The following is a 21,046-nucleotide window of genomic DNA, read 5'->3' as shown; positions in this document are numbered from 1 at the left end:
AAACGAAAGGTATATGCGCTAAATATAAGGATAAATTCAACGCAGGCGAGGCAAGGCTCTATTGAGTTTTCAAGAAAGTTATCCTATAAATTTGAAGATGATAAGAACGTAAACTGGAAGGATTCAACCGTAAGGAAGGGTATGCGCAATCAAAATTATGGGTCAGGGCATTCAGTGTGTTTAACGTCAGCCCAGACGGTGATTGTGTTTTATATCAAGGTGTTGCATGGGATTTTTTCACCGGCGATAGCATTATGATGCACAACGTAAACCAACAAGCGTTAAAAAGTCTGAGCTGTTTCTTCGCTGTCACTTTTTTTTCAACCAGTCGCATGTGCACCGATGTTTGCTTCCTGCATGCTAATGCCATGAGTGTTTTCTATTTTTTATCTTTGGTTTCAAAACCTCTTTTCTTTATGATTATCGGTTATATGGATGAGGTGGACAAAGTTACAAAGCAAGAAGCGCGCCTAAAGATAAAGTCCCTGCTAATTATGCTTGTATTTTGGAATTTGATTTTTCTGTTTCTTAATTTGGATATGATTAAGAAAGGTTACTTATTGCAGAATGGCATTCTGTTCAGCGTCGTCATTATCTATCTGCTTTATCCGTTGGTATTGAAAGGCATGTCGCATATTAAGTGGACAATCCTGACCTTCGTCGCGATTATTGCAGTCTCACTGCTGGTCGATGTAGTTAATATCGTCACCCATGAGCACAGTAATATTTTCCTACCTGATTATTACAGTCTGTGGATTTGGCCTGCCTACTACATTTTTGGCCGATTGCTGGGTACCGAACGCGGTGGGAAAGTCACGAAGGAGCAGAGAGTAGCACTATGGGCAAAAGTCATTCTGGTGCCAGCGGCGGTGTCGATGTACTTTTATGAGCAATACTTGTCCACGCATGCGCCAAAAGAGACCACCCCATGGTTTTTGCTTGAACATGCGCATCTGGTACTGCTCAGCCTTTGTCTGTTTATCTGGTTTGATAATCTGGTGATAAGAAATAATCTGGTCAGACACATTGTCGCCTTTATCAGTCCGGCGATGGTTGGTGTCTATATTGTTCATTACAGCGTGTTCTATTTTATTACTACACTTTACGATTTTAATTACGCCACACTGAAATTCACCCTGCTGATCCTGGTTTTCCTTTCGTCGGTGATTATCTCCCGGCTATTGCTAATGAATAAATTCACCTCAAAATTCATCACGTTCTAGGCATACCGATACGGGTTTCAAGAGCGGTTTCGATCATTCAAAAGAGAACCGTTTGAAGTAATGGGTGAAGAACTCCACGCAGACACGCAGCTTTGCCGAAGAGTAAAGCGGGGTTTGGTAAACAGCCCAGATGTTTGCTCTCTGCGCGTACTCTGGCAATACCCTGACCAGCGCGCCGTTTTCCAAAAAAGGAGCCACATCCCACAGCGAACGCAGCATAATTCCCTTCCCCTCCAGCGCCCACTGCAAAACGATTTCCCCGCTGTTGGATGAAAGGTGACCCGATATTTTTACCGATTTTTTCCCCTCCTCACTCTCCAGTTCCCACACCCCTGCCGTTTGGTCGCGCTCCTTGGTGTAGATACAGTCGTGTTGTTGTAACTCGCAGAGGGTGCTCGGCGTTCCCTGTCGCGATAGATAGAGGATGTAAAAACTCCATTTATCTACAAAAAATCCCATCCATCAAAAGCGCTTACTTTCACTCTGCCACGAGGATCCTGTTCCTCCCTTCACGCTTCGCCTGATAAAGCGCACTGTCCGCCGTCGCAATCATCTGTGAAGGAGAGTCTTTTCCAGCAATGGACTGACAGACGTGAACACCCGCGCTGATCGTCATGTTCTAAATACAACGTCTCCAATACCACACCGGAAAAAGAGCCATCGGGATTATTTATTCTGATGGATATCGGGACAATCAGATCGTCTGAAATACGGCTTTCTGCAAACGCTGCATATAAGTATTTATGCTAGATCATTTGCCGTCAACCGCATCACCAAAGGTGCTAAAAATGAGCTGTCAGGTTCGCGACACCCTTGCCCTTTTCATGGTAACGCCTCGCCGAGTTACGGCTGTCAGGGGCAGTGTTTTATCATGTGCAAACGCGCTTATTAGGGCACTTTCCCAAAAAGAAGCGGCTTTTCCCCACGTTATGCCCAAACCTTCGAATCAACCCTTGTTTTAGGCAGAATTTGTTTGCTTTAGCAACACAATAGCCACTATAACGGTAGGGTTACACTGGTCTATTTATGTATGCGCCCAATCGAAAATAATAATAATTATCATTGGCGTGGAGTCTCTACACACCGTAGCGGAAAAGATGTCATGAATCGATTTATTGTTGCAGAAGCCGAAAGCTGTATTGGTTGCCGCAGTTGCGAAGTAGCCTGTGTCGTGAGTCATCATGGAGGAGAGTTTCCCAGTAAGCGTGAGTATTTCACACCGCGTTTGACGGTTATTAAAGGGAATAAAGCCAATACCGTCGTTTCCTGCCATCAATGTGAAGATGCGCCTTGTGCCAGCGCCTGTCCGAATGGTGCGATCGTTCGCGCCAATGACAGTCTGCAAGTCATCCAGGAAAAATGTATCGGGTGCAAAACCTGCATGGTCGCCTGCCCGTTTGGCATGATGACCATCGTGAAGGAAACCGTGCTGCCGCCGAGTCATTTATTGGCTGAAGCCTATGAAAAAATCGAGGCGCAGAAGTGCGATCTGTGCGCCGACCAGAATTATGATCCTGCCTGCGTACGGGCGTGTCCAACGCAGGCATTGAGCCTCACCACCCAACAGCAGTTGGTCGATCAACAACGGGAAAAACGTCTGCGGGCGGCGATGAAAGATCATGCCAGCATGCAGTATGGCGCGCCGCCAAGTACCGCACCGTCACAACGTGCCTATCTTCCCAAAAAACGTACGACCCCCAATCTGCTGGATATTCCGCGTGTTCCGCGTCTCGAACCCGCAAAAATTGCGCTGTGTGAACGTAAAACCACCTTTGCGGAAATTTATCAGCCATTCACTGAAGAACAGATTCAGGAACAGACTGAGCGCTGCCTTAAATGTGGCGATCAGACTATCTGCCAATGGACCTGTCCTTTACATAACGAGATCCCAAATTGGATCGCCCTGGCAAGTCAGGGCCGCATTATTGAGGCGGCCGAATTGAGTCACAAAACCAGCAGCCTGCCAGAAGTCTGTGGCCGGGTCTGCCCGCAGGATCGGTTGTGCGAACAATCCTGTACCCTCAACGATCGCCATGGTGCGGTGACTATCGGCAATATTGAACGCTATATCACCGATACTGCATTTTCGATGGGATGGCGACCAGATATGTCGCAGGTCAAACCTACCGGTAAACGCGTTGCCATCATCGGCGCAGGCCCGGCTGGATTGGGCTGCGCAGATATTCTGGTTCGTCAGGGGATCACGCCAGTGGTCTTCGATCGCTATCCAGAAATCGGTGGACTGCTGACGTTTGGTATTCCTGCATTCAAACTGGAAAAAAGCGTGATGTCACGCCGACGTGAAGTGTTCACTGACATGGGCGTTGAGTTCCGCCTGAATACTGAAATCGGTAAAGACGTCACCATGGAAGGCTTGCTGAGCGAGTTCGATGCCCTGTTCCTCGGCGTCGGTACCTATCAGACCATGCGCTCCGGGTTGCAGAATGAGGATGCAAAGGGCGTATTCGATGCGCTGCCTTTCCTGATTGCCAATACCCGTAATCTGATGGGATACCCTGAAGTTGAGCGTCAGCCTTACGTCAATATGGCGGGCAAAACGGTAGTGGTTTTGGGCGGCGGTGATACGGCGATGGACTGTGTGCGCACTTCGCTGCGCCAAGGCGCCTTGCAGGTTACCTGCGCATATCGTCGCGATGAAAAAAATATGCCTGGCTCGAAAAAAGAGGTGAAAAACGCCCGTGAGGAAGGGGCGGAATTCATGTTCAACCTGCAACCACAAAGCATTGAAATCAACAATGAAGGAAAGGTGACGGGTATCCGCATGATCCGCACCGAGATGGGTGAACCGGATGCGCAGGGACGCCGACAGGCCGTGCCCGTTGCCGGATCTGAACACGTTGTTCCTGCCGATGCGGTGGTGATGGCATTTGGTTTCCGTCCACACCGGATGAACTGGCTCGCCGACCACAACGTACTGCTCGACAAACAGGGGCGCGTCGTGGCACCGGGGATCTCGGCTTATCCGTTCCAGACCAGTAATCCGAAAATTTTCGCGGGTGGCGATATCGTTCGCGGTGCCGATCTGATCGTGACGGCCATCGCCGAAGGGCGTCAGGCAGCCGAAAGCATCTGTTGCTATCTGAACGTTCACTGAGGCAGAAGGAGACTGCAATGAATCGATTTGTTATTGCCGATATCGACCAGTGCATCGGATGTCGCACCTGTGAAATAGCCTGTGTGATTGCGCACAGCGAGAACGGCAAGATCTCGCCAGCGAATTTTTTCCCGCGCCTGCAGGTGATGAAAACCCCGCAAATCACCACGCCGATCCTGTGTCGTCAGTGTGAGAATGCCCCTTGTGCCAATGCGTGCCCGAATGACGCCATCAGTTACCAGAATGAAAGCGTGCTGGTGACTCAATCCCGCTGTATCGGTTGCAAAACCTGCATGGTGGCCTGCCCTTACGGTGCCATGTCGGTCAAAACCAGCGTTGAGCTGCTGGCAAGCCGCCCTTACCAGACACAAGCCAATAAATGCGATCTTTGCAACGGCCGGGCGCAGGGCCCCGCCTGTGTGGAAGTTTGCCCAACCGGAGCACTGAAATTGATGTTGCCTGCGGATATGCACCACTTGCAGCAAGAGAAAAAACGGCGGGCCGCCATCGGTAGTTCGCCCGACTTGATGCGATAACAGGAGCTGCACATGGAAAAAATTATTACGGTATGCCCCTACTGCGGTTCCGGCTGTAAGATCAATTTGCTGGTGGAAAACGGGGAAATTGTCGGTGCCCAACCTGCCGATGGCGTAACCAATCAGGGGGAGTTGTGCCTGAAGGGCTACTATGGCTGGGATTTCCTGAATGATACCCGTCTACTGACCCCGCGCCTGACGTCGCCATTGATCCGCTACCAGCGTGGCGGGGAGTTCGTTGCGGTGAGTTGGCAGGAAGCCATCGCCTATGTCAGCGAAAAGTTGCAGGCGATCAAACAAGAGCATGGACCTGATGCGATTATGCTGACGGGGTCATCACGCGGTCCGGGCAACGAAGCCAACTATGTGATGCAGAAATTTGCCAGGGCCGTGATTGGCACCAATAACATCGACTGCTGTGCCCGTCTTTGTCATGGGCCTTCCGTCGCTGGTTTGCAGCAGACGCTGGGCAACGGTGCGATGAGCAATTCCATTGGTGAAATCGAGAATACTGACTGCATTCTGGTTTTCGGTTATAACGCCGCAGATTCGCACCCGATCGTTGCCCGCCGCGTGCTGAAAGCGAAAGCCAAAGGCGCAAAAATTATCGTCTGCGATCCGCGCTTTATTGAAACAGCCAGAATTGCCGATCAATGGCTATCCTTGCGCAATGGCAGCAACATGGCGCTGGTGAATGCGCTGCTTCACGTATTGATCGAAGAAAATCTCTACAACCAGGATTACGTTAACGCCCATACCGTGGGCTTCAGCGAGTTGCAGCAAACCGTCGCGTCCTATAGTCCGGAATCTGTTGCTGAAATTACCGGCCTGACGCCGCAAGCGATCCGCACCGCAGCGCGCACCTATGCCGCAGCCCCGAACGCCACTATTCTTTGGGGTATGGGCGTTACCCAGTGGGGACAGGCAGTTGATGTGGTGAAAGGGCTTTCTTCACTGGCTCTGCTGACCGGTAATCTGGGCAGGCCGAATGTCGGTGTCGGGCCCGTGCGCGGTCAGAATAATGTGCAAGGCGCCTGTGACATGGGTGTACTGCCCAATACCTTCCCTGGCTACGAAAGTGTCACCGATCCGCTGGCGCGGAAAAAATTCGCCACCGCCTGGGGCGTTGAATCCCTGCCGGAATGCATCGGGGATGCCATTACCGACGTTCCCCATCGGGTAGCGCAAGGCAAACTCAAAGCCTATTACGTATTCGGTGAAGATCCGATCCAGACGGAACCTGATCTAGCCGGGATGCGTGCCGCATTTGAGAAACTGGAACTGGTCATCGTGCAGGATATTTTCATGACCAAAACGGCCTATCTCGCGGACGTGATCCTGCCCGCGACGTCCTGGGGAGAGCATGAAGGCGTGTACTCCAGCGCCGACCGCGGCTTCCAGCGCTTCAACAAAGCCATCGAACCCAAAGGTGATGTAAAGCCTGATTGGCAGATTATCAGCTTGATCGCCACCGCGATGGGCTACCCGATGGAATATCGCAATACCCAGCAAATCTGGGACGAACTACGCGAACTATGCCCTAATTTCTACGGTGCGACCTATGAAAAAATGGCCGGATTGGGCTATGTCCAGTGGCCTTGCCCTACGCTCGATCATCCCGGAACGCCTTATCTGTACGAGAACAATAAGTTCAGCAAACCTGATGGCAAAGGGGTGCTCTGTTCCGCCGAGTGGATCCCGCCTAATGAGCAGACCAGCAAACGGTACCCGCTGGTGTTGTGTACCGTGCGTGAAGTGGGTCATTACAGTTGTCGATCAATGACCGGCAACTGCTCTGCTTTGCAAACGCTGGCGGATGAACCGGGTTATGTACAAATTAACCCTGAAGATGCCGCAAAACTGGGGATTGTTGACCAGGCACTGATGTGGGTTGCTTCGCGTCGTGGTAAAGTTATTGCCCGGGCTAGCGTAACGGAACGCGCTAATGTCGGTGCAATTTATATGACGTATCAGTGGTGGATAGGCGCCTGTAATGAGCTGACGCTGGATCATGTCGATCCGGTCTCCAAAACCCCTGAGTTTAAGCATTGTGCCGTTTGCGCTGAAGCCATAGAAGATCAGCGCTGGGCGGAAAACTATGTCGAACAGCAATATCACGATCTGAAAACGCGTTTGCTTCAGGCGGTTCCTGCTACGTTATAAACCCTAAATAATTCGAGTTGCAGGATTGAATCTGCAACTCGAGGTATGACGGGTATAAATAAACAGCATCCCATGAGTCAATTCAAAGCAGTTTTTGCTGCTTTGAGTTCACCTCGTTCGCATACCCCGGTAAACTTCAGCCAAATGATTCCATCGAGAGCTTAAATAGGGTACAAGGCTCCATGAAAATTCCAAATCGAATACAACCGCTGGTTGATGACGGGCTAATTGATGACGTTATCAGTCGTTTAAAAAGCGGCAAAGAGGCTGACGTTTACACTGTGCGCTGTGGCGATGAGATCCGCTGCGCCAAAGTTTACAAAGAAGCCACCAAACGCAGTTTTAAGCAGGCCGTGCATTATCAGGAAGGTCGTAAGGTACGCAATAGCCGCAGCGCCCGTGCGATGGGCAAAGGTTCACGCTTTGGCCGCCAGCAGCAGGAAGAGAGCTGGCAGAACGCGGAAGTCGATGCGCTTTTCAAATTGGCAAATGCCGGGGTGCGTGTTCCACAGCCCTATATTTGCCTTGATGGGGTGCTGTTGATGGAACTCATCACTGATGCGGATGGCAATGTCGCGCCGCGCCTCAGTGACGTCACCTTTACTTCGGAAGAGGCCATCAGGGATCACGCCGTCATGATGCAATACATCGTGCGGATGCTCTGCGTGGGTCTGATTCATGGCGACCTATCCGAGTTCAACGTGCTCATGGACGAACAGGGTCCCATTATCATTGATTTGCCGCAGGCCGTTGACGCCTCAGCCAATAATCTGGCACCGGGAATGTTTGCCCGCGACGTGAATAACATCACGCATTTTTACGGTCAATTTGCCCCGTCACTGCTTAAAACCCGTTATGCCAAAGAGATCTGGGCGCTTTACCAGGAAGGTAAACTGACGCCAGAAACCGTGCTGACAGGAAAATTTGAGGAGAGCAATCAGGCCGCTGATGTGGGCGCAATCCTTGAAGAGATTAAAGCAGCAGAAGAAGAACAGGAGCGCCGTCGCGAAGGCCGGGAAGAAGAACAGTAATGCCGGAGTGACACAAAGGCCCGGATTTACGCCGGGCCTTTAAAGAAAGTTGAGTATTATTAATGCAATGTTGTGAGTTGCTCCCCAGAAAAATCGACTTCCACGCTGAATAAGCATCTAGACAAGTTTACAGCAGAGGCGAAGCGCCTGAACTGAATCCTATGTAAAAACTACCCATCAGTGGCGCAGAAAATATCCCCCCAGCTCTCCTTCCAATCCGTAGAATCAACAGACAAATACTGATCCTTTCTAGAGAATACAATGGCAACCCCCCTTTACACCCAGACCCCAACCATTTCAGTCATAGATAACCGTGGAATAGCAGTGCGCACCCTGACCTACTGTAGTCAATTGGCCGGCGACGGTGCAAATTCCCGTGTTACCCACACCCTGATATCCAACAATTCCCTGACCGCCCAGCACCGTGACCCTCGTCTTTTTGACGCCTGGCAAGTCGATACCTCGAAACCCGCTAACCTGTCCACGTTCGCTTCCCTGAACGGTAAGCCGCTCCGTCGCAATAGTAGCGACAGTGGCAGCAACGTGTTGCTTTATGATAGTGAAAACCGTCCAGTGTGGGCCATAGATGGACGTGATACAGCCACTCAGTGGTCCTACGATGTGTTGGGCCGTCCGTTGAAGTGCAGTATTCTGGCTAGCGACGAGAGCACAACCCGCAACGCTGAGTCATGGATCTACGGCGATACCGATGAGCAGACCCTATCGCCGCAGGACAACAATCTGCGCGGTGTGTGTGTAAGAAAATATGATGATGGTGGGCGTCAGGCTATTGATAGCATTGCGCTTTCCGGGGCGGTTCTGACCCAGTCTCAAACCTTTTTACTTAGTGCTGAGGTGTTGCCTGATTGGCAGGGTGCTGAGAGCGACTGGATAGCACAGCTTGAGAGCGGCAGCGATGCCGATTACATCACCATTACCTCCGCCAATGCCCTCGGCCAGCCAATCGCCCAGACCGATGCAGCCGGTCACACCCTGACCTGGGGCGTTGATGTGTATGGAGCACCTGACCAGCAAGGGCTGATATTGTCAGATAAGACGGCATTGATGCTACTGAATGGGCTGAGCTATAGCGCGGCAGGCCAGCCGCTCACTGAGAATGCAGGTAATGGCGTAGTGACCAGCTACGGTTACGCCCCCCAGACCCAGCGTATAACGTCCATAACCGTGGGGCGCAGCAGCGACCAGTCGACGCTTCAGGCGCTGAGCTATACCTATGATCCTGTGGGAAATATCACCACAGTGACAGACAGTACAGTAAACCGCAGTTACTTCCGTAATCAGACAACCAACGGCACCCGGACATTTGGTTACGATACACTTTACCAATTGCAGAGCGCGACAGGGCGGGAGAGTGCCACACACGGTACGCAGTCTGCGGCTCTGCCGTCTGTATTACCGCTATCTTCTGGGGATTCTGCGTATAGCAATTACACACGTAATTATAACTATGATCGCAGTGGGAATTTAAGTTCTCTCAGCCACACGGGAATCAGCAGCTATAAACAGATAATGGTGACTGATACGCAATCCAACCGCAGCGTGATACAAAACAGTGCGGAGGTTACCCCCGATACGGTGACAGATTATTTTGACGTGAGCGGTAACCTGCAAAACCTTCAGATGGTCTCCACGTCCGCGGCGGATACGGCCAACATGCTGATTTGGAACACCGATAATCAACTGCAAACGGTGGTGCTGGTCGACCGGGATAGTGTGATCAATAACAGCGATCGTGAGGTCTACCAGTATCGGGATGGAAACCGGATACGTAAGCAGACACGCAGCCTGACCAACAGCGGCAGCGCGCTGTGGACGGTGAATGAAGTGAGATACCTGCCGGGGTTGGAGCTGAGAAAAACCTACCAGGAGACAGTGTCTGCCAGCGGAACCAGTCCAGGCACCACGAGCGAAGCGCTAGAGGTAGTGACAACGCAAGCGGGACGCAGTCATGTACGGGTGCTGCACTGGACGGTGGGGATACCAGACGGGCTCACAAACAATCAGCCCCGTTATGGTGTGGATGACAATATTGGGTCACTTACGCTGGAACTTGATGGCTCCGGGCAACTTATTAGCCGGGAGGAATATTATCCCTATGGGGGAACGGCGGTGTGGCTGGCTGACAATCAAGTGGAGGCTAATTATAAAACGTTGCGCTATTCAGGCAAAGAACGTGATCAGACAGGATTGTGTTATTACGGTTACCGATATTATGCACCGTGGCTGTGCAGGTGGTTGAATGCAGATCCGGGGCGCGAGGTGGATGGGCTCAATCTATTCAGGATGGTTCACAATAATCCGGTAAATTATAGTGATCGCAGGGGTCTTAATGATTGGAATAGCAATAAAGAGATGCGCGATCTATTCACTGATTTTGCAAAGCATATAGTTAGAGCTCTATATAATGCAAACTCTGTCAATCCTACATCAAAACTAGCTAAGTATCATAGCGAGCTAAATAATATTGGCGCTCTTTTTTTTCAAGATCTGCAAAAAGGAAATGATGAAACTATCGAATTAGTCAAGACATACCACAAACAGCAAGGACATGGAGACATTGGTTCAAAGACTACTCCTGAGGCGACCAGGCTATTTTTGATAAGAAGCATGGGTATTCTTGAGGCAATGCATAAACAAGATCCAGATACAGCGAAGCATTTCTTCGGAACCTCAGCAGAGGATAAGGGTAGAGGGAAGATGCTTATAAAAGATGTCACCGAGGCCAGAAAAAAACTTGAATTACTCTCTTTAAATGATGACATGTTTTTTTCAATAGTTAATAAAACCAAATACTCAGTTACAGGAAAGAATATTTTTTTGGGAGTATTAAGTGTAGAAGGAAATATTAAGCAACCTGCTATATTCTCAATATCTGGAGAACAAGGAGCGACACCAAAACCGCTAAAGTATGAAGGTATGAGCGTAATGATGGTTACTGACGCCCATAAACCTTCGCATAAAACGCCTGTTTATCCTTTTACAATTAATGGTTCTCAAAGCACCAGGGTAAGTGATACAGAAATAAAAACAATTTATAAACTACTCTCAGCATTGCCAGGACTCGGAGCAGGGTCAAGAGAAGATAAGAAACAAGTGGTTCTTAACGCAACTTCATATCTTCCAGTATGCGCTTCCTGCTCGGTAGCTCTAGCGACGACTTCAATTCAACACCCTATAGATTTTAACATTTTATCAGTACCGAATAAGGCAAACACTGTTAGAGGAAGGCGATGAACACAGAAACAGATAAGATTTTGCCAGTTGAGAAGCGATATGAATTTCGGATGGCGCAATGTGTGAACGAATTGGCCACATCGCATTTTCAGCAAGGCCAGAAATTCTGGTTACACCAATAACCAGCCGTTCAATGCAGAAGGAATCAATAACATGATGTGTTGACGGAAAATCGCATTCAAGGCCAGCTAAAAATAACTGGCCTGTTAGCGATTTTTACAGGCTTTTCAGCGCTTTGACGGTTTCATCAATATCGACTTCGAGTTCAGAAAAAGTATAGGTCACATTCTGGAACGTGATGACATCCAGCATATTCAGGGATTTGGTCTCCCCTTTTTCAGCCTCTTCTTTAGGCCGGATACGGTTCATCAACAGCCCAACGGAAAGTACCGTATTCTCTTTATCAATCGCATCGTCGGCAGGAACGTCTTTGGTATAGGTTTTGAACGTTTTGATGCTGGTGATTTTGATTCTTTCACCCGCAATGTTGATGTATTTGCTTTCCGGCTCGACTTTCACCGCATAGGCCGAAAGACCTTTGCTGTTGGTCGTGGGTTCAAACGTCACTGAGGCATTTTTTTTCAGCAGCTCAGGGTTCTCCACCTTGATGACGTGAAAATAACGATTTTCTCCGTTTTCATCTTTGATAAACCCGAAGCCTTTCTCTTCAAAATAGGTCGTTATTGTTCCGTACATTATGTTTGCCGCCTAACCATTCAACGTAAACCTCTATTTTAATGCACCAGCCTGCAGAAGTCGCCTGATTTGCGGGAAATGGGGGTCTTTAGGCGCTGAAAACGCCCGCTTGCTGGAGAACGGTAACTGGTACAACCGGCTGGAGATGCATGCTTGAAACGATGCAACAGTATGCTTGCGTGATTTCATTATGCTTTAATGGTCGTAATATAACGACTGACGTTACGTCATCGACTCCCGAGGAGAATGCACCGATCATGAGCAGAGAAATCAATAAAGATACCCGCCTGTGTATGTCACTGGCTGGACGGCCAGGAAATTTCGGTACCCGTTTCCACAACTACCTCTATCAGGCTCTCGATCTGAACTATGTCTATAAAGCCTTTACGACTCAGGATATTGAAGCTGCCGTAGGCGGCGTCCGAGCGTTGGGTATCCGTGGTTGCGCAGTGTCGATGCCTTTCAAAGAAGCCTGTATTCCCTTTCTCGATGAGCTTGATGCCTCAGCAACCGCTATTCAGTCAGTCAATACGATCGTGAATGACGAGGGTTTCCTGCGCGCGTATAACACCGATTATATCGCTATCGCAAAATTGCTTGAGCAGTATCAGGTGCCAAAAGACAGCACCTTTGCACTGAGGGGCAATGGCGGCATGGCGAAAGCGGTCACTGCTGCACTGCGTGATGGCGGTTACAGCAAAGGCTATATCATTGCGCGCAACCAACAGGCGGGGGAAGCACTGGCGCAAGCGTATGGCTACAAGTGGCATCCTGAAGTGGGTGAACTGGCAGTGGACATGGTCATTAACGTCACACCGATCGGTATGGCCGGAGGGCCCGATGTCAATGCGCTGGCCTTCGCACCAGACGTCATCGATCGCGCTAAAATCGTTTTTGACGTTGTGGCGCTGCCGGTAGAAACACCGCTCATCATCTATGGTCGTGAACACGGTAAGCAAGTGATTACTGGTGCTGAAGTCGCCGCCCTGCAAGCGGTGGAACAGTTTATTCTTTACACCGGCGTCAGGCCGAGCGATCAACAGGTCGCTGACGCTGCGGCCCATGCCCGCAGCTAATGGTTTCGGATCATTTCTGCCATAAAAAAACGGCCCACCATACGATGAGCCGTTTTTTCAATATTGACTGCACGTTCTTTAGTGGGCACTGCCTGCCTGTTCCATGCCGACCAGCCCAATTTTGAGATAGCCTGATTTACGCAACGTATCCATTACGCTCATCAACGTCTCATAATCCACCGACTTATCCGCCTGGAAGAAAATAGTAGTCTGTTTATCGGCCTGGGTCGTTTGATCGAGCACCGATGTCAGATTCTCAGGCGTAACATGCTGCTCGCCCACATACAGTTGCTTGTCCGCCTTCACCGTCAGAAAAACCGGCTTTTCGGGGCGCGGCTGCGGTTTGGATGACGATGCTGGCAAATCAACACGCACATCAACAGTAGCAAGCGGCGCGGCAACCATGAAGATGATCAACAGAACCAGCATCACGTCGATAAAAGGCGTGACGTTGATGTCATGCATTTCACCGCTATCGTCCAGATCTTCATTCAAGCGCATAGCCATAATTCACTTACCCCACGCGCAGTTGATGATTGGGCTGCGAACGACGGGCATCGGCACTCGCCGCAAGATCCAGATCGCGTCCCTGTAACAGCAGGATTTGGGCGGCCACATCCCCAACCTGATGGCGGTAAGTGGCGATCAGACGGGCGAAAATATTGTAGATGACCACGGCAGGGATTGCGGCAACCAGACCGATAGCCGTTGCCAGGAGTGCTTCTGCGATACCCGGTGCAACGACGGCCAAATTGGTGGTCTGAGTTTGGGCGATGCCGATAAAGCTGTTCATAATGCCCCAAACGGTACCAAACAACCCGACGAAGGGCGAAATGGCCCCAATCGTGGCCAAATAACCGTTGCCCCGTCCCATATGCCGGCTGGCGGCGGCAACACGACGTTCAAGTCGGAAACCGGTTCGATCTTTAATGCCCGCGTTATCCATCGACTCAGACGAGAGATCGAGCTCGTTCTGGGCATCACGCAGTAACAGGCTGCTGATGCTGCTTTCATGGAAACTCTCGGCGACATTTGACGCTTCATCCAGCGTAGTCACCGGGACAAGGGCATCCAGTTCACGACGTAAACGACGTTTGGCAACAAAGAGTTCACTGCTCTTGGCAAACAGAATCGCCCAGGTAACAACGGATGCCAGCATCAAACCAATCATTACCGTTTTAACGACAATGTCAGCATTCTGATACATACCGAGTACGGAAAGATCCTTGGGCAAAACAGGCTGTTCACTGGTGGACAATGGCTGACTGAACGTAGGCGCGGTGGCCTCGGCAGTAATCGGTGCTGTACCTGGATTTTGTGCCGCTGGCGCACTTTGCGCAGCAGAGCCGTTGGCATTGGCAACCGCTGATGCAGGGGCTGCCACCGCATTGCCTGTTATGCCAGCACCCAAACCGACGACCAGCAACAGCGATGCCAGAATCGTTCTCCAGGTAGCCGTTTTCCCTCGTTGCAGGCGCTGCCCACACCCCACCGTCTCTTGTATCATGTTCATGCGAGCCGTTTTCACGCTACGCCTCCACCCAAAATCAGCAATTGTAAAGGAAGAAATCAGCGTCGGATCATATCAAAAGTGGCGCGGATTGATAGTGGTTCTCATTATTATTTACATAGTTGGCCGGGCGTGACATCAAAGAAAAGGGCATAAATTGCGCATTGTGACGGTGAGTTGTGCTTTATCAATATGAATCTTGGGCCGTTATATCGATTAACCCGGATTTTTTCGCGTAGTCTGGGGTTTTTCCTTCTCATGGCCGACATTCCTCCTTATTTGGACGTCCAGAAGGTAAAAGCATCCCCACCCTGACAATCATCATGATAACGTAAGGTAAAGACAGCATTTGGCCACGCCCCCCGGATGAGGGACGGCAACATAGCAAACAAGGTGAAAAGGCATCATGTCCGGAAAGAAAATCGACACAGCATTGGTTAGCGCAGGCCGCAGGAAAAAATTCACTCAGGGATCGGTAAATGCTGTGATTCAGCGGGCTTCATCATTGGTCTTCGACACCGTGGCAGATAAAAAGCATGCAACGGCCAATCGGGCAAAAGGTGAACTGTTTTATGGCCGTCGCGGTACGCTGACCCATTTTTCTTTTCAGGAAGCCATGGTCGAGCTCGAAGGTGGCGCGGGCTGTGCGCTTTATCCTTGCGGTGCTGCCGCAGTGAGCAATGCAATTCTCTCTTTCGTTGCAGCGGGCGACCATATTTTGATGATTGGTTCAGCCTATGAACCTACCCAGGATTTTTGCGAGAAAATACTCGCCAAGCTGAACGTCAGTACCACCTATTTCCCACCGATGATAGGTGAGCGCATCGCTGATTTAGTGCGACCCAATACCAAAGTGTTATTCCTCGAGTCGCCGAGCTCGATCACCATGGAGGTGCCCGATATTCCTGGCATTGTAAATGCCGCGCGCGCTATTTCGCCGGATTTGGTGGTGATGATCGACAATACCTGGGCATCCGGCATTCTGTTTAAAGCCCTTGATTTTGGTATAGATATCTCAATTCAGGCCGCAACCAAATACATTATTGGTCACTCCGATGCCATGATTGGCACTGCGGTTTCCAACGAACGTTGTTGGGATCAATTGCGGGAACACTCCTATCTGATGGGGCAAATGGTTGACGCAGACACTGCCTATATTGCCAGCCGTGGTTTGCGTACGCTCGGCGTACGCCTTAAACAGCATGAAACCAGCAGCATCGCCGTGGCACGCTGGTTGGCAGAACGCCCAGAGGTGGCGGCAGTTCACCACCCTGCACTACCCGGATGTCCTGGTCATGAGTTCTACCAACGCGATTTTACCGGCAGTTGCGGGCTGTTTTCCTTTATTCTCCACCAGCGGTTGAGCGATCGACAGTTGTCTGAATATCTCGATCACTTTACCCATTTCAGCATGGCCTACTCCTGGGGCGGCTTTGAATCCCTGATTCTGGCCAATCAGCCTGAAGAGTTACAGGCCATCAGACCAGCAGAAGAAATAGCCTTCACCGGGACGCTAATCCGCTTGCATATCGGTTTGGAAAACTGCGAAGACCTGATAGAAGATTTGGATGCGGGTTTTACCCGGTTGGCTCTATTGTAAGATTCCCCCCAGATTCACTTCGTTGAGCAACAGGCGACTACAGCGCCTGTTTCGCTAAACCTCAATAAATATAAAATATCTGTGGGGTCTTTGATCAATGTGAATCAGCCTGCTTCAGAGTACACTGATACAAAAGAAGAACATTATAGCGACGGGATGAGATATGGCTGTAATAAAAGAAATTCTCCATGCGCTTTGGCAACAGGATTTCAGTGCGCTGGCGCAGCCAGGCATGATTTGGGTAATTTATGGCGTGCTCTTTACCACGTTGTTTTTGGAAAATGGTCTGTTGCCCGCCTCATTCCTGCCGGGCGACAGTCTTCTGCTGCTGACGGGGGCGTTGATCGCCAAAGGGGTGATGAGCTTTATTCCAACGTTGATCATTCTGACGGTGGCGGCCAGTCTGGGCTGTTGGTTCAGCTATCTGCAGGGGCGTTGGCTTGGGGAAACCAAAATAGTCAGGGGTTGGTTGCTGCAACTCCCCGCTCACTACCATCAACGCGCTTACTATCTTTTTAATCGTCATGGGTTGATGGCGCTGTTAGCGGGGCGTTTTCTGGCATTTGTCCGTACACTCTTGCCAACCATTGCGGGTATTTCAGGGCTCGATAATACCCGTTTCCAGATATTCAACTGGCTAAGCGGCTTGCTGTGGGTCGGTGTGGTAATCACCCTGGGTTATGCATTCAGCCATATTCCTTTGGTGAAACGCCATGAGGATCAGGTGATGGCCGCGCTTATGATTCTTCCGGTATTGCTGCTGGTAATTGGGCTGACGGGAGCGTGCATTATGGTCTGGCGCAGAAAATATTGCCCGGCCGACGATCAGCAATAATATCCGCATGCTGTGGAGGTTTTCACTTTGTAAGCCTGTTAATAATGAACATTCCATTAGCAGGCATATCTTATTAATTACAGGGAAAATTAACACCATAATTTTCATTCAATCAATATATGATAAGAATATTATTATTTACCAATACATTACTATAGCTCACATTGCCTTAAAACTAACCATAACTTATTTAACCAACAATAAACCCCACCTTAAATTATTATAAATTGTAAAAAAACACCGTTAACGATTAGATGTCCACGTAAATTTTTACGGTCAATTATTCCGCTCTAATTTTACTATTCTGAATATTACTAAGAATAAGGACGTCTTATGTTTAACAAGAAAATCATGGCAATAATACTTCCGGTGCTTTTCATTTCCTCAACAGCAAACTCCGCGACCCTTTATAATAATGATGGGACGAAGATTGATTTCACCGGTTCATTACGTCTGTGGCTGGAAAATTCGGATTCACGTAAACAATACTCTCCGGGAAAAGATAACCTGCAATTGCAGGATCAGAGTTCTCGATTTGGTTTTGGTATTGATCACGCCTCTAATGGTGGTAGCGCACATGGGATTGGATACATTGAATTCGGCAATGATACCCAGTCGGGCGAAGGCGATTTTCAAATGGATAATCGTCAGGGTTGGGTGGGTTTTCGCGTGGACGATCTCGGTGACCTGACGTTTGGCCGTATTACCTCGCCTTTTGATGACATGCCAACCTCTGACTTCACCTATGAATATGGTGGCACACTCGACTTTGGTGCCTATAACGGCGGTTTTATCGGGCGCACCAGCGGCTCCGATGGCGGTGACAACAACTTCATTGGCCGGGTATCCAACTCAATTCGCGTGATGAGTGCCGATTTCAACGGTTTCAGTGTCGGCGGCTCCTACACGTTGCAAACAGATGATGACGGCGATAGCTGGGGCAACGGCGTTGATCACGCCTACACACTCGCGGCGTTCTACCATAACGGCGGCTGGAATCTGGGGGCTGGTTATGGCTATGCCAAAGTGGAAAATTCGGGAGGTGCCTATACGTCGTCAGACGCCACCGTACTTCATGATGCCAACGGGCAGGATGGGGAAGAATCGATCTGGGGAGCCTCGGTCAAATACACCTTTGACGATGTCGGCGTGTCGCTTTCCGCTGATGTCGGTCAGTTATTCATGAACAACGTCTGGTCTGGCGATGTAGGCTATGACAACGATCGCAGTGATTATGCCCAGCGTGAAGCGGTATTCTTTGTGGATAATAAAGCCAGGGTCAATCTGCTTGGATTGGGTGCCAACTGGAAATATGGCGATGGCAATATTTATGGTGGCTATTATCTGAAAGACGGTGACGAGAATATCGCCAATTGGAAGGAACAAAAAGTGGTCATCGGGGCCGATTATAATTTCACAAAGAATATCGTGGTGTGGAGCGAATATGCCTACATCGAAACTGAAGCTGACAAATGGACCGATATCACAACGCAAACTCAATATGATTATGCCAGCGTAGGAGATGATAATCGTATCGCTGTAGGGATGCGGATCTATTTCTGACGCTATTATTCCCTGTACCCCGCATTTTTCTTTTTCCTTGAAATAGTTGTTTTTATTTTTCCGGTGTCGCTCGCACCGGTTTTTTTATCGCATCGACGACGTTGCACTATTATCCCGCAACCGGGTGACTTCATCGGTGGGCGTTAAACCGAAATAGCGTTTAAATTCGCGACTGAATTGCGAGGCACTTTCATAACCGACACTGATGGCCGCTGAGCCCGCGTTGAGGCCATCGTGAATCATCAACATTCGCGCCTTATGCAGACGGTAGGTTTTTAGATACTGTAACGGAGACGTGCTGGTGACGGCTTTAAAATTATGGTGGAAAGCCGAGACACTCATGTTCACTTCGTTTGCCAATAGCTCAACGCTGAGATTATCTGAATACTGGCTCTCGATGCGCCGCAGCGATTTGGCGATTTGGCTGAAATGGGTATGCCGATTGACCAATGCATGTAGTGCGCCGCCGTTATCACTGGTCAGCACATAAAAGAGTATCTCCCGCACAATCTGTGGCCCAAGCACCCGGCCATCCAACGGTTTGCTCATGACGTCCAGCAACCGCTCGGTGGCACATAATATTTCATCACCCAACGGGGATGGGGTAATGCCTGATGCCGGTGTTTTATGATTGGATGGCACATCATCACCGATATCAATCAGTAAATCCTGCAGCATTATTGTATCAACACCGATCGAGATCCCCGCCAATGGCTGTTCCGGACTGGCAAAGGTTTCACACTCAAAGGGCAACGGCACGGTGAGCAACAGGTAGTTATGGGGATCGTAAGAAAATGTCGTTCTGCCCAGATAACCGACCTTCTTTCCCTGAAAGATAATCACGATGCTCGGGCTGTACATGACCGGTTGGCGCGGCTGATGACAGGTGGTATAGAGAAGTTTCACCTGAGGTACGGGTGACTGCGTAAATGCATTATCGCCTGCCAATTTTGCTACCTGCGCAGCCATTCTGGCGCTCAGGTTCTCGATGCCCGCCATATCAGAAGTTCTCCAAGCAGAAATTATTCAGCATCCATAGTGCCTCAAACGAACCATTTTCTACAGAAGTTTGTAGGAATAGGCTAACCACTCGCAGGAATGTGCATTGTGCTCATCGCTGTTCTTATCGACAATAGCAGCCTGCTTTCGTCGTTACGACGAGAAAAAATCTCTCTGTAACTACCATTAAACAGCGTTAAGGATCGATAGACCATGCAAAACTTCATTCTCCACACCCCGACAAAAATCCTCTTTGGCGAAGGACAAATTGCCCAACTGCGCAACGAGATCCCTGCTGGTGCCCGCGTGTTGATCACCTACGGTGGCGGCAGTATCAAAAAAAATGGCGTGCTGGATCAGGTTTATACCGCGCTGCATGATTTCGATGTGCAGGAGTTCTCCGGCATTGAACCCAATCCGGCTTACGAAACATTGATGAAGGCGGTCGAACAAGTCCACAAAGAAAAAATCACCTTCCTGCTGGCCGTTGGCGGTGGTTCTGTATTGGATGGCACCAAATTTATCGCTGCAGCCGCAAATTATGCGAAAGAACCGTGGCATATCATCGAGACCGTGGGCAGCGAAATTACCTCGGCAGTTCCTATGGGAGCCGTGCTGACACTGCCTGCAACCGGTTCAGAGTCCAACAGCGGTGGCGTGATTACCCGCCGCAGCACCGGCGACAAACAGCACTTTTTCTCACCACACGTTTTCCCTGAATTTGCCGTGCTTGATCCCGTTGTGACTTATAGCCTGCCTGCGCGTCAAATTGCCAATGGCGTTGTCGACGCCTTTGTGCATACCGTTGAGCAATACCTGACCTATCCGGTCGATGCCAAAGTGCAGGATCGTTTTGCCGAAGGTCTGCTGTTGACGCTGATCGAAGAAGGCCCACGCGCCTTGAAAGAACCGGAAAACTACAACGTGCGCGCCAATGTTATGTGGAGCGCCACCATGGCTCTTAACGGCCTGATTGGCGCTGGCGTACCGCAAGACTGGGCAACCCATATGTTGGGTCACGAGCTGACAGCGATGCACGGTATGGATCATGCCCAAACGCTGGCGGTGGTTTTACCTGCACTGTTGAATGAAAAACGGTCACAGAAACATGCCAAGCTACTGCAATACGCTGAGCGCGTATGGGGTCTGCGTACGGGCAGCGACGATCAGCGCATTGATGCCGCCATTGCCGCAACTCGCCACTTTTTCGAGCAGATGGGCGTTCCTACCCGTCTGGCGGATTACGATCTGGATGGAAGCACTATCCCGGCTCTGTTGGCCAAGTTGGAAGAGCATGGCATGACGACATTGGGCGAGCACCAGGACATTCGACTGGCAGACAGCCAGCGCATTTATGAAGCGGCACGCTGATTCGTTTACTGCCGGAATCGGCAGCGTTCTCCGGCAAACTCGGCAAAGCATGACGCCTTCAACTAAACTTACC

General features: G+C 50.0%; 16 protein-coding genes and 1 pseudogene. 11 read left to right on the top strand and 6 right to left on the bottom strand.

Annotation, left to right across the window (positions count from 1 at the left end; all coding sequences use genetic code 11):
- Nucleotides 1–254: 254 nt before the first annotated feature.
- A complete protein-coding gene (locus DRI82_RS04655; RefSeq protein WP_342768533.1) occupies nucleotides 255–1,223 on the top strand; it encodes an acyltransferase family protein in 969 nt (322 codons plus the stop codon).
- A gap of 33 nt (nucleotides 1,224–1,256) precedes the next feature.
- Here DRI82_RS04655 and DRI82_RS04650 read toward each other — a convergent pair.
- Both DRI82_RS04650 and DRI82_RS24695 read right to left on the bottom strand, forming a co-directional pair.
- Nucleotides 1,257–1,628, bottom strand: a pseudogene (locus DRI82_RS04650) (LysR substrate-binding domain-containing protein); the annotation flags it as partial.
- Between the two features lie 73 nt (nucleotides 1,629–1,701).
- Complete coding sequence (locus DRI82_RS24695; RefSeq protein WP_114192315.1) at nucleotides 1,702–1,839, bottom strand: diguanylate cyclase domain-containing protein; 138 nt, start codon at nucleotides 1,837–1,839, stop codon at nucleotides 1,702–1,704.
- Between the two features lie 486 nt (nucleotides 1,840–2,325).
- Between DRI82_RS24695 and aegA the strand changes: the two genes are divergently transcribed.
- The 5 genes from aegA (at nucleotide 2,326) to DRI82_RS04620 (ending at nucleotide 11,323) form a co-directional block, all read left to right on the top strand.
- A complete protein-coding gene (gene aegA / locus DRI82_RS04640) occupies nucleotides 2,326–4,338 on the top strand; it encodes a formate-dependent uric acid utilization protein AegA (RefSeq protein WP_114192314.1) in 2,013 nt (670 codons plus the stop codon).
- Between the two features lie 17 nt (nucleotides 4,339–4,355).
- Nucleotides 4,356–4,874, top strand: coding sequence for a 4Fe-4S dicluster domain-containing protein (locus DRI82_RS04635; protein WP_114192313.1), 519 nt, complete (start codon nucleotides 4,356–4,358; stop codon nucleotides 4,872–4,874).
- Nucleotides 4,875–4,886: 12 nt separating this feature from the next.
- Nucleotides 4,887–7,037, top strand: a complete 2,151-nt coding sequence (gene fdhF / locus DRI82_RS04630; protein ID WP_114192312.1) for a formate dehydrogenase subunit alpha — start codon at nucleotides 4,887–4,889, stop codon at nucleotides 7,035–7,037.
- A gap of 182 nt (nucleotides 7,038–7,219) precedes the next feature.
- Nucleotides 7,220–8,068 carry a PA4780 family RIO1-like protein kinase gene (locus tag DRI82_RS04625; protein WP_114192311.1) on the top strand — a complete coding sequence of 283 codons (849 nt, stop codon included), beginning with the start codon at nucleotides 7,220–7,222 and terminating at the stop codon, nucleotides 8,066–8,068.
- Between the two features lie 261 nt (nucleotides 8,069–8,329).
- Nucleotides 8,330–11,323 carry an RHS repeat-associated core domain-containing protein gene (locus DRI82_RS04620; protein ID WP_114192310.1) on the top strand — a complete coding sequence of 998 codons (2,994 nt, stop codon included), beginning with the start codon at nucleotides 8,330–8,332 and terminating at the stop codon, nucleotides 11,321–11,323.
- Nucleotides 11,324–11,539: 216 nt separating this feature from the next.
- Here DRI82_RS04620 and DRI82_RS04615 read toward each other — a convergent pair whose 3' ends face one another.
- A complete protein-coding gene (locus tag DRI82_RS04615; protein WP_114192309.1) occupies nucleotides 11,540–12,019 on the bottom strand; it encodes a cold-shock protein in 480 nt (159 codons plus the stop codon).
- A gap of 257 nt (nucleotides 12,020–12,276) precedes the next feature.
- Between DRI82_RS04615 and DRI82_RS04610 the strand changes: the two genes are divergently transcribed.
- Nucleotides 12,277–13,095, top strand: coding sequence for a shikimate 5-dehydrogenase (locus tag DRI82_RS04610; protein WP_114192308.1), 819 nt, complete (start codon nucleotides 12,277–12,279; stop codon nucleotides 13,093–13,095).
- 78 nt (nucleotides 13,096–13,173) lie between these two features.
- On the opposite strand, the gene exbD is transcribed toward DRI82_RS04610, so the two are convergent.
- Together exbD and exbB are read right to left on the bottom strand one after the other, a co-directional pair.
- Nucleotides 13,174–13,602 (bottom strand): TonB system transport protein ExbD, encoded by a 429-nt coding sequence (exbD, locus tag DRI82_RS04605; RefSeq protein ID WP_114192307.1) that lies wholly within the window; start codon nucleotides 13,600–13,602, stop codon nucleotides 13,174–13,176.
- Nucleotides 13,603–13,609: 7 nt separating this feature from the next.
- Nucleotides 13,610–14,623 (bottom strand): tol-pal system-associated acyl-CoA thioesterase, encoded by a 1,014-nt coding sequence (gene exbB, locus DRI82_RS04600; protein ID WP_245956775.1) that lies wholly within the window; start codon nucleotides 14,621–14,623, stop codon nucleotides 13,610–13,612.
- A 388-nt stretch (nucleotides 14,624–15,011) separates the two neighbouring features.
- Between exbB and metC the strand changes: the two genes are divergently transcribed.
- The 3 genes from metC to DRI82_RS04585 all read left to right on the top strand — a co-directional run bounded on the left by metC (nucleotide 15,012) and on the right by DRI82_RS04585 (nucleotide 18,603).
- Complete coding sequence (gene metC / locus DRI82_RS04595; protein WP_114192306.1) at nucleotides 15,012–16,205, top strand: cystathionine beta-lyase; 1,194 nt, start codon at nucleotides 15,012–15,014, stop codon at nucleotides 16,203–16,205.
- 163 nt (nucleotides 16,206–16,368) lie between these two features.
- Nucleotides 16,369–17,040, top strand: coding sequence for a DedA family protein (locus DRI82_RS04590; protein ID WP_114192305.1), 672 nt, complete (start codon nucleotides 16,369–16,371; stop codon nucleotides 17,038–17,040).
- Between the two features lie 333 nt (nucleotides 17,041–17,373).
- Complete coding sequence (locus DRI82_RS04585) at nucleotides 17,374–18,603, top strand: porin (RefSeq protein ID WP_114192304.1); 1,230 nt, start codon at nucleotides 17,374–17,376, stop codon at nucleotides 18,601–18,603.
- An 84-nt stretch (nucleotides 18,604–18,687) separates the two neighbouring features.
- Here the strand turns inward: DRI82_RS04585 and DRI82_RS04580 are convergent, their stop codons facing one another.
- Nucleotides 18,688–19,602, bottom strand: a complete 915-nt coding sequence (locus DRI82_RS04580; protein WP_114192303.1) for an AraC family transcriptional regulator — start codon at nucleotides 19,600–19,602, stop codon at nucleotides 18,688–18,690.
- Nucleotides 19,603–19,815: 213 nt separating this feature from the next.
- Here DRI82_RS04580 and yqhD point away from each other — a divergent pair, with 213 nt between their 5' ends.
- Nucleotides 19,816–20,973, top strand: coding sequence for an alcohol dehydrogenase (yqhD, locus tag DRI82_RS04575; RefSeq protein ID WP_114192302.1), 1,158 nt, complete (start codon nucleotides 19,816–19,818; stop codon nucleotides 20,971–20,973).
- Nucleotides 20,974–21,046 lie beyond the last annotated feature (73 nt).

The sequence above is a fragment of the Edaphovirga cremea genome (assembly GCF_003332275.1).
In the GTDB taxonomy this organism is placed as follows: domain Bacteria; phylum Pseudomonadota; class Gammaproteobacteria; order Enterobacterales; family Enterobacteriaceae; genus Edaphovirga; species Edaphovirga cremea.
The sequence above is the reverse complement of the archived record's forward strand: the minus strand, read 5'-3'. Positions and strand labels throughout refer to the sequence as shown.